The 12919-nt window shown below is 67.4% G+C and carries 8 protein-coding genes; 4 read left to right on the top strand and 4 right to left on the bottom strand.

The window, feature by feature from the left end:
* Window positions 1–7 precede the first annotated feature (7 nt).
* On the top strand, window positions 8–1837 hold the full coding sequence (locus KP010_RS15255) for a hypothetical protein (protein ID WP_142861288.1): 1830 nt from the start codon (window positions 8–10) through the stop codon (window positions 1835–1837).
* 76 nt (window positions 1838–1913) lie between these two features.
* Window positions 1914–3740, top strand: coding sequence for a glutamine--fructose-6-phosphate transaminase (isomerizing) (gene glmS, locus KP010_RS15250; RefSeq protein ID WP_142861289.1), 1827 nt, complete (start codon window positions 1914–1916; stop codon window positions 3738–3740).
* Window positions 3741–3755: 15 nt separating this feature from the next.
* Here the strand turns inward: glmS and KP010_RS15245 are convergent, their stop codons facing one another.
* Entirely contained in the window at window positions 3756–4397 is a 642-nt protein-coding gene (locus tag KP010_RS15245; RefSeq protein ID WP_142861290.1) for a PadR family transcriptional regulator, read from the bottom strand.
* Window positions 4398–4509: 112 nt separating this feature from the next.
* On the opposite strand from KP010_RS15245, the gene cobT reads away from it, so the two are divergent.
* Window positions 4510–5541 (top strand): nicotinate-nucleotide--dimethylbenzimidazole phosphoribosyltransferase, encoded by a 1032-nt coding sequence (gene cobT / locus KP010_RS15240; RefSeq protein ID WP_246659649.1) that lies wholly within the window; start codon window positions 4510–4512, stop codon window positions 5539–5541.
* Between the two features lie 110 nt (window positions 5542–5651).
* The gene (locus KP010_RS15235; RefSeq protein ID WP_246659650.1) at window positions 5652–6182 is read left to right on the top strand and encodes a restriction endonuclease; all 531 of its coding nucleotides are present in this window, start codon (window positions 5652–5654) and stop codon (window positions 6180–6182) included.
* Here KP010_RS15235 and KP010_RS15230 read toward each other — a convergent pair.
* From KP010_RS15230 to KP010_RS15220, 3 genes are read right to left on the bottom strand one after another with little or no spacing between them, the layout of a single operon-like run.
* Window positions 6157–7044: a transglutaminase family protein gene (locus KP010_RS15230; protein WP_142861292.1), complete on the bottom strand. Its 888-nt coding sequence runs from the start codon at window positions 7042–7044 to the stop codon at window positions 6157–6159. The two genes, KP010_RS15235 and KP010_RS15230, sit on opposite strands and share 26 nt — an antisense overlap.
* Window positions 7041–9560: a circularly permuted type 2 ATP-grasp protein gene (locus tag KP010_RS15225; protein ID WP_142861293.1), complete on the bottom strand. Its 2520-nt coding sequence runs from the start codon at window positions 9558–9560 to the stop codon at window positions 7041–7043. Before KP010_RS15225 ends, KP010_RS15230 begins: the two co-directional genes overlap by 4 nt.
* Window positions 9550–12846: a transglutaminase family protein gene (locus KP010_RS15220; RefSeq protein ID WP_216281041.1), complete on the bottom strand. Its 3297-nt coding sequence runs from the start codon at window positions 12844–12846 to the stop codon at window positions 9550–9552. The genes KP010_RS15225 and KP010_RS15220 overlap by 11 nt, the downstream gene beginning before the upstream one ends.
* Between the last annotated feature and the right edge of the window lie 73 nt (window positions 12847–12919).

Here is a 12919-nt window from a genome sequence, read left to right as displayed (position 1 = left end):
CCGAGGATTGATCGCTGAAAATATTCTCATTCCCGAAAACGCGACCGGAGAAGAAGATCTGGTCGAGGCGGTCGTCGATTTCGTGAACTGGGCGATGGACGAAGCCCGTCTCGTCCCCGGCGAGATCGCGCAGCAAGCCTTCTGGAGCTATCACTCGGATTATTATCTCGCCCAGGTCAACAACGGCGGCCATCGGCAATTCGCCTTCAACAGCGGCATGTCCGGGCAGACGATCGAGAATTGCCGATGCGGCCTCGCTGCGATGAGCGCGTCGGACCATCTGCAAGTCTTCGAAGAATTTCTCGCTTTCTTGAGCGCCGAACCGGCGCGCCTCGCAGCTCTGAACGAAGAAGTCACGTCGGGAGGCCGGTTTTTCCGAGACTCACTCGCTCCCCTCGACCATCGCTTCTTCGCTCTCGAAGACATGAAGCGAATCCATGCGGCGTGGCTGCGCGCCCTTCCGATCATGCGGCCGCTGCCTCCCGATCGCCTCGCCGCCGAGCGCGACGCTCTGATGCGACGCAATTCTCTGCGCGAGACGCGCGCCGATCTTGTCCGGCGTCGAGCCGACGCCATCTTCGCGAAAGACCCTCTACATGTCGCGGCGCGTGCGACCTGCGCGCGGGACGACGTGGCGTTTCAATATGTCGGCGTGGGCCAAAAAGCCGGACCGGACAGCATCGCCTGGACATTGGCGACATCCGGCGGGCCGCGCACGCTCGTCATGCGCGGCGACAAAGCCATGCTCTATGCGGGAACCTCTTTGCGGAGCGTGCATTTTTTCCGCGACCCCGCCTCCGCTCCCGTTCCGATCGGCGACGGAGCGGCGCGCCGCGCGCTGATGGAAGAGAAGCCGCGCAAAATTCGCGAGACGGCGCAAGCCGCTTTCACCGAGACGAGCAAGGAGGCGATGCTCGGCGAATTTTTCGCCCAGCCGATGAACACATTCTGTGACACATTGGCTGGGGCCTCGTCGAACGCGCGGGTCGCCATATACGCGCCCTATCTCGCCGAGAATGCGAAATTTCTCGCCCATGTGCCACGCGCCGCTTCGCCGCTTTTCGCGACGCGCGCGGATTACGGGCTGATCCGCCTCATAATCGCCGACACATTGCTCGACGTTGCGCTGGCGGATGAAGCTCTGCCGATCGCGATTCTGGAGCGGCCGGACAGAGGCGCGGCCATGCTCATCAACATAGGCGCGATGGCTGCGGCTGCGGCGGCCGGCTTACGCATCCTCGATCCCGAACGGCTCGCGGCGCTCTCGCGCATCGCGCCAAACGATTTCCTGCGGGAGCGCAACAATGTCGAGGCGCAGCTTTTCGAGATCGCGCATTGGTGGCCCAATGTCGTGCGCAACATCGCCGATGTTCTGCCCGGGACCGGCTTCACCGCTCTGCCCTCGCTCTTCTCCAATGTCCGGCTGCATCACGCCAAAGCGCTCGGCCGGCAATTGGCCCCGACTCTCGGTCTGCTCGTGGAGCATCTGGCGCCGTTCTGGCTCGACTATCCCAAACCGAAGGTCGAGTCCATGATCGAGGCCTATTCCAAAGGCGTCGTCGCTTTCGCGTCGCGATTCGCGAGTTCACGAGCGAAAGCCGAACGATGGACCGCGATCGTGCGTGTGATGCGCACGCGCGTCGCGCGAACGAAGCCGCCTGTCTCGGTCGGCGTGTCCGCATTCGACCCCGGCCGCTTCGGCCTCGAATCAAAAGAAAAATTGGTGGGCGTCGTCGCCGTGGTCGATGACGGGACAGCCTATCGACAAGGGTTTCGTTTACTAAAAGACGGCGAACGCGCGCTTTTGGGCGGGAGCGCCGCCTCGAAGAGCGCGTGAAACTGCTAAGCTCGTCAAAGGCCGGGCCGCGGGCTATGACGAAAGCGGCTGGGCCAACCGTTTTCGGAGAGCTTTCATGTGCGGCATCGTCGGCATTCTCGGACGCGAGCCCGTCGCGCCCTCTCTCGTCGAGGCGCTGAAGCGGCTCGAATATCGCGGCTATGATTCCGCCGGAATCGCCACGCTGGAAAAGGGCAAGCTCACGCGCCTGCGCGCCAGCGGCAAGCTGCGCAATCTCGAGGAGAAGCTTTCCGCCTCGCCACTGCAGGGGACGAGCGGCATAGGCCATACGCGCTGGGCGACCCATGGCCGCCCCACCGAGACCAACGCCCATCCGCATACGAGCGGCGGGCTCGCCGTGGTCCACAACGGCATCATCGAGAATTTTCGCGAATTGCGCGAGGAGCTGACCGGCAAGGGCCATGTCTTCGCCACCGAGACGGATACGGAAGTGGTCGCCCATCTCGTCGGCGAGGAGCGCAGCAAAGGCGCCGCGCCGCGCGAGGCGGTCGCGGCCACGCTCGCTCGGCTCGATGGCGCTTTCGCTCTCGCCTTCCTCTTCGAGGGCGAGGAGGATCTTATGATCGGCGCCCGCCGCGGCGCGCCGCTCGCCGCGGGCTGGGGCGACGATGGCGTCTATCTCGGCTCCGACGCTCTGGCGCTGGCGCCTTTCGCGCGTCAGATCGCCTATCTCGAGGAGGGCGATCATGTCGTGCTGACGCGCGAGAATATCACTTTCTACGACGCCGCCGGCAAAGAGGCGGAGCGCCGCCGCCAGCCCTTGCAGGCGGGCTCATTCCTCGTCGACAAGGGCAATTACCGCCATTTCATGGCCAAGGAGATTCACGAGCAGCCGGAGGTCGTCGGCCGCACGCTCTCGCATTATCTCGATCTCTCCGCCGGCGAGGTGCGCCTGCCCCTCGCTCTGCCCTTCGACCCCAAAAAGCTTTCGCGCGTTACCATCTCGGCTTGCGGCACGGCCTATTACGCCGGACTCATCGCGCGCTATTGGATCGAGCGCCATGCGCGGCTCGCGGTGGATATCGATATCGCCTCGGAGTTCCGCTATCGCGAGGCGCCGCTGGCCGAGAACGGGCTGATGATCGTCGTCTCGCAATCGGGCGAGACGGCCGACACGCTGGCGGCGCTGCGCTACGCCAAGGCGCAGGGCCAGCACATTCTCTCCATCGTCAATGTCGAGACTTCGACCATCGCGCGCGAGAGCGACACCGTTGCGCTGACGCTCGCCGGCCCCGAGATCGGCGTCGCCTCCACCAAAGCCTTCACCTGCCAGCTCGCCGTTTTCGCCAGCCTCGCCATTGCTCTCGGCCGCGCCCGCGGCGTGCTGAGCGAGGCGGACGAGAAACGCCTGGTGCGCGAGCTGGCGGCGACGCCCGGCCAGATGGCCGCCGCCCTCGCCCGCGAGGCGAAGGTCGAGCCTGTCGCCCGCGATGTGGCGCGCGCCTCCAGCGTTCTCTATCTCGGCCGCGGCGGCGCCTATCCACTGGCGTTGGAAGGCGCGCTGAAGCTGAAGGAGCTCTCCTATATTCACGCGGAGGGCTATGCGGCCGGCGAGCTGAAGCACGGGCCGATCGCGCTGATCGACTACGCAATGCCGGTGATCGTGCTGGCGCCGCCGGACGCGACGCTGGAGAAGACCGTCTCCAATCTGCAGGAGGTCGCCGCGCGCGGCGGCCATCTCATCCTCATCGGCTCCGCTGCGGCGCGCGAGGCGGCGGCGGCCGAGCTCGCCGGCTTCATCGAGCTGCCGGAGATCGCCGGAGCCTTCGCGCCGCTGGTCTATGCCGTCCCCGTGCAATTGCTCGCCTATCATGTGGCGGTGTTCATGGGGAAGGATGTGGACCAGCCGCGCAATCTGGCCAAGAGCGTCACTGTGGAATGACGGGGAGCGGCTCTGTCAGAGCCGCTCGATCTTGCGGGCCGCTTCGTCGATGAGATCGGCGACTTGAAACAGCAGCTCCTTGTCCGGCGCGCCGGCGAGGCGCTGCTGCAGCACGGCCTTCAGATTGCCCATGGCCCGGAACACCGGCCCCGTGTCGACGCCCGCGCTTCTGGCGCGCAGCTCCTCGAAACGGGCGAGCGCCGCCTCCGCCTCCTTGCGATTCTCCGTGAGATGGGCCTTGCCCGCATCGGTGATCGCATAGAGCTTCTTGGCGCCCTCGGTCGGCTGGACCTCCACCTGCCCCAGCTCCTCGAGCAAAGTCAGCGTCGGATAGACGATGCCCGGGCTCGGCGCATAAGCGCCGCCGGTGCGGGTCTCGATCTCGCGGATGACGTCATAGCCATGACGCGGCTCGCTCTCCAGCAGCAGCAGGATCACCAGCCGCAGCTCGCCGCCCTCGAACATGCGCCGCCGTCCGCGGCCGCCGCCGCGCTCGCCGTCGCCATGCCGCGAGCCAAATCGCGACCCGCCATCTCCGCCGAAGCCGCGATGGCCGCCACGTCCGCCCCGGCCGAAAGTCTCATCCCCGCCGCCGCGCATCGCGCGCAGCGCAAAAGCCGGATGCTCGGCGGATCCCCAGAAGTGATGATGCTTCATAAACATGTCTCCTTTTGTTTAGACGCATCTAAGATATATCTTATAACGGTCTCGTCAACCCCTTCCTCGAAAGGCCGCGTCGAGCGCGAATCGCTTGACTCGCGCCCCCGCAATGCCCCACCCCACGCCGATGAGCACGCCCTTCGACGACATTCGCGATCTTTTCGCCGATCTCCCCGCCCCCTGCCATGACAGCGCCCTCGCCGTGCGGCGGCGCGACGCCGAACTGACCAAGCCGCCGGGATCGCTCGGTCGGCTCGAGGAAATCGTCGAATGGCTGGCCGCATGGCAGGGCCGCGCCGAGCCGCGGATCGAGCGGCCGCTCGTCGCCGTCTTCGCGGGCAATCACGGCGTCACGGCCAAGGGCGTCTCCGCCTTTCCCGCCGCCGTCACGCGGCAGATGCTCGACAATTTCACCGCTGGCGGGGCGGCGATCAATCAGATCTGCAAGGCCCATGGAATCGGCCTCAAGGTCTTCGAGCTGGCGCTCGACCATCCGACGCGCGACTTCACGGAAGCCCCCGCGATGGAGGAGCGCGAGGCCGCCGGCACTCTGGTCTATGGCATGGAGGCGGTGGACGGCGGGATCGATCTGCTCGCGCCGGGCGAGATGGGCATAGGCAACACCAGCTCGGCGGCGGCGATCTACGCCGCGCTCTATGGCGGGCCCGCCGCGCGCTGGACCGGGCGCGGAACCGGCCTCGACGATGAAGGGCTCGCGCGCAAGAACGCGGTCATCGACGCGGCGCTGGCCTTTCACGCCGGCCATTTGTCCGACCCTTTGGAGATTTTGCGCCGGCTCGGCGGGCGCGAGATCGCCGGCATGATGGGCGCCATTCTCGCGGCGCGACGCAATCGCGTCCCGGTTCTGCTCGACGGCTATGTCGCCTGCGCGGCGGCGGCGCTGCTGCACGCCATGAATGCGGACGCAATTTCCCATTGCTTCGCCGGCCATGTCTCGGCGGAAGGCGCGCATAGGGATGTGCTGGAGCGGCTCGGCAAGAAGCCGCTGCTCGATCTCGGCATGAGGCTCGGAGAGGGCTCCGGCGCGGCGCTGGCCATCGGCCTCGTCAAGGCGGCGCTGGCCTGCCACAGCGGCATGGCGACTTTCTCGAGCGCCGGCGTCAGCGGCAAGGACGCATAATTTCGCGGTCGAGCCGTCCTCGCAGACGCCCATTGGCGGCAAATTAATCTTTGTCCCCTTGCATGGCGGCGCCGCCCCTTTCAGCGGGGCGAAAGGCGATCTCGACAGCGATGACGCGCAGCAGAAAGAGACGATGCCTCGCCTTCATCATCGTCTTCACGGCGGCGGCGGGCGCGCTCTGGCCGCATGTCGCCGGGGTGGCGGCGATGGCGACGGCTTTCGTGGGCGTGCTGCATCTCGCCGTGCTGGCCTATGAGGAGATCGCCTTTCCGCAATATAGCGACGACATGAGCCCGGAGGATTACGAGCATTTCTGCGCGGCGCTGCTGCGCGAGGCGAGATGGAGCGCGCGGGTCACGCAGCTGAGCGGCGATCAGGGCGTCGATATCGTCGCGGAGAAACGCGGGCGCAGGATCGTCGTCCAGTGCAAGAAATATTCGAAGCCGGTCGGCAACAGGGCCGTGCAGGAGATCGTCGCCGCCATCGCCCATGAGGAGGCTGAGCGCGGAATCGTCGTCGCCACCAAGGGCTATACGGCGAGCGCGGTGCAGCTCGCCGCCTCCAATGAGGTGCTGCTGCTGCATCATTGCGAGCTGACGAAGATCGACCGGCTGCTCAGGCGGCCTCTTCTATCGGCGTGACGCTGACGCTGACGTCGAGCTTCTGCTTTCCCGCGGCGAAAATCACGCCGTCGATCGGCGAGACATCGGCGTAATCGCGGCCACGCGCGATGACGACATGATCGTTCAAAGCCAGAATGGCGTTGGTCGGATCGACGCCGAGCCAGCCGAACTCGCGCCCGCACCAGACCGAAATCCAGGCGTGCGAGGCGTCGGCGCCCTCGAGCTTCACCGCGCCCGGCGGCGGAATGGTGCGGATATAGCCGCTGACATAGGCCGCCGGCAGACCGAGGCCGCGCAGCGCGGCGATCATGATGTGGGTGAAATCCTGGCAGACGCCGCTGCGCTTGTCGAAAGCCTGCGCCAGCGGCATTGCGACATGGGTCGCGTTGGGATCGTAGAGAAAATCGCGATGGATCCGCCGCATCAGCTCGACCGCGCCAGCCAGCATCGGCCGGCCGGGCGGAAAGCTCTCGCGCGCATACGCCGTCGCGGGCTCGTAGAGCGGGGCGAGCCGGCTCGGAAAGATGAAATGCGCCGGCGCGTCGGGTCCGAGCGAGGGCGTCTCCAGCGCCTCTGCGCGCACGACCTCCCAAGGCGGCGTCAGCGCCTCGGCGGGCGGGGCGGCGCGCTCGACGCGCACGCGCGCGCTCATCGCTATGCCGAGCTTCACATGGGGCGCGTCGAGCTGCGCCTCGGCGACGCGATTGCCGTAGAAATCGACGCGCTCGCGCCAGTCGTGCGGCGCAGGCGTGATGTCGATGCGGCCGAAGACGACGCGCTGGCCGGCGTCGTCGCGCGGCAATAAGCGCAAAGCGCAGCGCGCCGCGGCGACGGGCGCCTCGTAGCTGTAGGTCGTCACATGGGTGATGTCGTAGATCACGCTAACCGGATCGGCTCTTCGAAATGGGCCGCATTGGAGCCCTGCAGGAAGTAGCGGGCGGCGAGCGCATCCGCAAGGCTCATCAAGCGCTGCTCCAGGGTGAAGATTTTGGCGGCGTCCAGCTCGGCGGCGTTCGCCACCTCTATCTCCGCGCGCAATTTCACGGCGAGACGGCGCGGCGCCTCCAGCAATCCGTCGTGACGCAGGGTCGGCAGAGAGGAGAGATGCTCCTCTATCTTGGCCACCTGAAAGCCGACCGAGCGTGGATTATAGGGATCGAGCACCGCCATATCGAGCACGGGCGCGAGAGCGGCGCCGGCGAGATAGCGTGAGCGATAGGTGATCTGCGAATCGATCAGCTCGAGCAGAGTGTCGAGGCTGTCGATGGTCGCGCCCTCGTCGGCGAATTGGCGGGAGAAGCGGCAGGCGTTGATCGCCCGCTCGACGCGCTTGCCGAGATCGAGGAAGCACCAGCCGGCGACGCGGTTGAAATTCTCGTCGATGAGGCCGGAGAGCGCCGCCAATATATGCAGCGATTGCTCGACGCCCTCGAGCACTTCCGGCTCCGAGGCCGGGCCGTGAGAGAAATCGTCGAGCCGCGCCTCCAGCAGGCGGACGAGATGCCAAATATCCTGCGACAGGCGCTCGCGCACGATGGAGGCGGCGTGCTTGGCCGCGCGGGCGATGGAGAGGGCGGAGCCGGCCGTCTCGGCGCCGCTGGCGGCGGCGAGGGCGAGCTCGGCCGCCGAGAGGCGCGGGTCGCGCGTCGGCGCGGCGCCCCAGGCGAGCAGCACGCGCTCCAGCCGCTCGATCGGCTGGCGGCCGCTGTAATTGGGCGCATCCGCCTCGGTGAGGCGATTGCAGAGCGAGCGCACCAGCCGCAGCGTCGCCTCGGCGCGCTCGAAATAGCGGCCCATCCAGAAGAGATTGTCGGCGGCGCGGCTCGGCAGATCGCCGACCATGCGGACGATCTCGACATCGTCGCTCGTCGGCAGCAGAGTGGAATTGTCGGTCGGCCGATCGCCGAGCACCCAGACATCGGCCGATTGCGCGCCCGCCCCCATGGAGATGGCGCGCACATCGAGACGATCCGACACGCGGCAGAAGCCGCCCGGCATCACCCGCCAGCCATCCGCCGTGGCGGCGGCGAAGACGCGCAGCGCGAAGGGGCGCGGAACCAGCGCGCCATCCTTCCAGACCGGCGTCGTCGAGAGCTGCACGACCTCCTGGCCGACATAATCCATGCCGCGGGCGCGCATCGCCTCGGTGAGACGCGCCCGCTCGGCGGCGTCGAACTCGGCCCCCAGCGCCACGCGGCGGCCGGGAAAGCCGGCGAGATGCTCGCCGAAGGCGGGGGCGACGGCGCGGTCCTCGAGCGAGGCGAGCACGGCGTCGCGGGCCTCGTCCTGGCCACACCACCATGTCGCGATATTGGCGAGGCGCAGATCCTCGCCGAGCAGGCGGCGGGCGATGGCCGGCAGAAAGGAGAGCAGAGCGCGCGATTCGATGAGGCCGGCGCCCGGCATATTGGCGATGGTGACATTGCCCTCGCGAATCGTGTCGAGCAGTCCCGGCACGCCGAGATGCGAGGCGGCGTTCAGCTCCAGCGGATCGCACCAATCGGCGTCGACTCTGCGCCACACCACATCGACGCGCTTCAGCCCGGCGATGGTGCGCACATGCAGCTTGCGCTCGCTGGTGACGAGATCGGCGCCTTCGACCAGCAGAAAACCGAGATAGCGCGCGAGGCTCACCTGCTCGGAATAGGATTCGCTGAACGGGCCGGGCGTCAGCAGGCAGATGCGCGGGTCCTTCTGTTGCGCGGCCTTGGCGAGGGCGGCGCGGAAATCGCGGAAGAAGGGCGCGAGCCGCTCGACCTTCATGTCGCGATAGAGGCGCGGGAAGGTGCGCGCCATCACCAGCCGATTCTCCAGCGAATAGCCGGCGCCCGAGGGCGCCTGGGCGCGGTCGCCGAGCACCCACCAGCGTCCGTCCGGGCCACGGCCGATCTCGGCGGCGTAAAAGCGCAGCCAGCGTCCGCCCGGCGGCGTCGCGCCGCTCATCGGGCGAATGTAATCCGGCGAGCCGGCGACGACCGCCGCCGGCAGCGCGCCCTCCTTGACGAGGCGCTGCTCGCCATAGGCGTCGCGCAGCACCATGTCGAGCAGCTCGGCGCGCTGGGCGACGCCCGCGGCGATCTCGCGCCATTCGGCCTGCGGCAGCAGCAGCGGCAGCCGGCTCAGCGGCCAGGTGCGCTCTTTGTTTTCGCCGAGCACGCGATAGGAGACGCCCATGTCGCGGATGCGACGTCCGGCGGCGGCGAAACGATCGTCTATATCCTCGCGGCTGAGGCCTCCCAGCGTGTCGAGCAGGCTCGCCCAATGGGGACGCACGCGTCCGTCCGGGCCGACCAGCTCGTCCGGCACGCCCTTCGGCGGCGCATAACGGGCGATCCAGGAGGCGACTCGCCGCGCCGCTTCTCCCGTGCTCGCATCGATCGTCCGCTCAGCCGGCACAACTCCTCCGCAGGTCCAAAGTCAGCGGGAACTCTCCCGCCGGCTCCTCGCGCGGCGGCCTCACCCTGCCGGGCGTATGGCCGTGATCCTGGAACCGCGCCAGCCTGCGAGCCTCCGCCTCATGGGAGTTTACCGGAAAAGTGTCGTAGCTGCGACCGCCCGGATGCGCCGTGTGATAGACGCAGCCGCCGAGCGAGCGCTCGCTCCAGCTGTCTATCACGTCGAAGGTCAGCGGCGAGTGGACTGGGATGGTCGGCTGCATTCCCGAGGCCGGCTGCCAGGCCTTGAAGCGCACGCCCGCCACCGCCTCCCCCGAGGCGCCGGCGCTGGCCATGGGCACGCGGCGGCCGTTGCAGGCGATCACATGGCGGCCGGGGACGAAGCCCTTGGCCTTCACCTCGACGCGCTCCACCGAGGAATCGACGAAGCGCGCCGTGCCGCCGGCGACGCCTTCCTCGCCCAGCACATGCCAGGGCTCCAGCGCCTGCCGAATCTCGAGCTCCACCCCGCCATGTTCGACGCGGCCGGCGAGCGGGCAGCGGAATTCCTTCTGCGCCTCGAACCATTCCGGCTCGAAAGCATAGCCCGCCCCCTGCAGATCGCCGAGCACGTCGAGGAAATCGCGCCAAACGAAATGCGGCAGCATGAAGCGGTCGTGCAGCGCCGTTCCCCAGCGCACCAGCCCGCCCCTCTGCGGCTCGCGCCAGAACCAGGCGACGAGCGCGCGCAGCAGCAATTGCTGCGCGAGGCTCATGCACGCGTCCGGCGGCATCTCGAAAGAGCGGAACTCGACGAGGCCGAGGCGTCCGGTCGGACTGTCCGGCGAATAGAGCTTGTCGATGCAGATTTCGGCGCGATGCGTGTTGCCGGTCACGTCGACGAGCAGATTGCGGAACAGGCGATCGACGATCCAGGGCGGGAAATTCGTCGTCCCCGCCTCCGGCACATTGGCGAGCGCGATCTCCATCTCATAGAGCGAATCGTGACGCGCCTCGTCGAGCCGCGGCGCCTGGCTCGTCGGACCGATGAAGAGGCCCGAGAAGAGATAGGAGAGCGACGGATGGCGCTGCCAATAGAGCACGAGGCTCTTGAGCAGATCCGGCCGGCGCAGGAAGGGCGAATCGAAAGGCGTGCGGCCGCCGAGCACGACATGATTGCCGCCGCCGGAGCCGGTCTGGCGGCCGTCGATCAGGAATTTATCGGCCGTCAGCCGCGATTGCCGGGCGTCCTCATAGAGGCCCGTGGTGGTGGCGACGGCGTCACGCCATGTGTCGCCCGGATGGATGTTCACCTCGATGACGCCGGGGTCCGGCGTGACCTTGATGACCTCGAGGCGCGGATCGACCGGCGGCGGATAGCCCTCGATGTGAACCGGCAGATTCATCGCCTTGGCGGTCGCCTCCACCGCGGTCAGCAGCTCCAGATAATCCTCGAGCGTCGAAACCGGCGGCATGAAGACGCAGAGCACGCCGTCGCGCGGCTCGACGGCCAGCGCGGTGCGCACCGCGCCTTCGACGATGAATTGCTCGCTCTGCTCCTGACGATCATAGAGCGCGCTGCTCTCGTAGATCTGCTGGAATTGCGCGGGATCGGGCAGCGGCGGCCGCGGCTCGCTCGGGTCCTGCTGCCAGCTATAGGGATAGGCGCTCGGCGGAATCCAGGGCAGCGAGCTGATCGGCAGGCGCAGGCCGATCGGCGAATCGCCCGGCGCGAGGAAGAGCCGTCCGCGCCGCAGCGGCCAGCGCTCCGACACCCAGCGCCGCTCGGCGCGGGCGTTCCAGCGCTGCACGGGCAGAACATAGCCGGCGGGCTTGGACAGGCCGCGCTCGAAGGCGCGCAACATGCGGGCGCGCTCCTCCGCGTCGTCGATCTTCGAATCGAGCGGATCGACATTGACCGGGAGCGAGCCCTCCTTCAGCAGCCAATGAGAGGGATCCTCGAAGGCCGGAATCACATAGCGCCGGCCGAGCCCCAGACGCTCGGAGAGATCGACGACGAACTCCTCGCCCTGCTGGATCGTCGGGATTTGAGTCGAGCCGATGCGGGTGACGAGATCGGGGTCGCGCCAGACGGGCTTGCCGTCCTTGCGCCAATAGATCGCGAAGGCCCAGCGCGGCAGGCTCTCGCCCGGATACCATTTGCCCTGCCCGTAATGCAGGAAGCCGCCTTTGGCGAAACGCTCGTGCAGGCGCCGCACCAGATCGTCGGCGCGGGCGCGCTTGGTGGGGCCGACGGCGGCGGTGTTCCATTCCGGCGCCTGGAAATCGTCGATGGAGACGAAGGTCGGCTCGCCGCCCATTGTGAGGCGCATGTCCTGAGCCCGGATGTCTTCGTCGACCTTCTCGCCGAGCGCGTCGAGCCTCGCCCAGGATTCGTCCGAGAAAGGCGCGGTGATGCGCGGCGCCTCGCGGATGCGCTGCACCCTCATCTCGAAACCGAACTCGACCTCCGCCGGCTCGACGACGCCGGAGAGCGGCGCGGCCGAGCGATAATGCGGCGCGCTGCACAAAGGCAGATGCCCCTCGCCGCAAAAGAGGCCGGAGGTGGCGTCGAGGCCGATCCAGCCGGCGCCGGGAATATAGACCTCGGCCCAGGCGTGCAGATCGGTGAAATCATGATCGGTTCCGGTCGGGCCCTCGATCGGATCGACGTCCGCCTTCAATTGAATGAGATAGCCGGAGACGAAACGCGCCGCGAGGCCGAGGCGGCGCAATATCTGCACGAGCAGCCAGGCCGAATCGCGGCAGGAGCCGGTCCCGGCGGCGAGCGTCTCGTCCGGCGTCTGCACGCCGGGCTCCATGCGGATCACATAGCGAATGTCGCGTTGCAGCCGCGCATTGAGCGCGACGAGGAAGGGAACGATCGCGACCGCCTCGCGCGGGCGCACGGCCTCGACGAAGGCCTCGGTCAGCGGTCCCAGCTCCTCCGCCTCGAGACAGGAGGCGAGTTCGGTCCGCAGTTCCTGAGGATAGGCGAAGGGAAAGCTCTCGGCATAAGGTTCGACGAAAAAATCGAAAGGGTTGTAGACGGCGATTTCCGCATGGAGGTCGACCTCGATGCGGAATTCCTCCGCCTTCTCCGGAAAGACGAGGCGCGCCAGCCAATTGCCATGCGGGTCCTGCTGCCAGTTGATGAAATGCTCGGCGGGCGCGATCTTGAGCGAATAGCTCGGCACACGGGTGCGGCAATGCGGAGCGGGCCGCAGCCGGATCACCTGCGGCCCGAGCGCGACCGGCCGGTCGTATTTGTAATGGGTGAGATGGTGGAGCGCGACCTTGATCGACACGGGAGCTGCTGCGCCTCCTCGAAGCGACGCCGGAAAGGGCGACGGGCGATTAGCTTATGCGCTCGGCGCCCTG

Source organism: Methylosinus sp. KRF6, from assembly GCF_018887255.1.
Classification (GTDB): domain Bacteria; phylum Pseudomonadota; class Alphaproteobacteria; order Rhizobiales; family Beijerinckiaceae; genus Methylosinus; species Methylosinus sporium.
This window is presented reverse-complemented; position numbering and strand designations above follow the sequence as displayed.

What these genes read in the sequence shown, in the direction of transcription:
- KP010_RS15235 (WP_246659650.1), top strand. Translation starts at nt 5,652, where the DNA reads ATGACGCGCAGCAGAAAGAGACGATGCCTCGCCTTCATCATCGTCTTC.
- glmS (WP_142861289.1), top strand. Translation starts at nt 1,914, where the DNA reads ATGTGCGGCATCGTCGGCATTCTCGGACGCGAGCCCGTCGCGCCCTCT.
- KP010_RS15245 (WP_142861290.1), bottom strand. Translation starts at nt 4,397, where the DNA reads ATGAAGCATCATCACTTCTGGGGATCCGCCGAGCATCCGGCTTTTGCG.
- cobT (WP_246659649.1), top strand. Translation starts at nt 4,510, where the DNA reads ATGCCCCACCCCACGCCGATGAGCACGCCCTTCGACGACATTCGCGAT.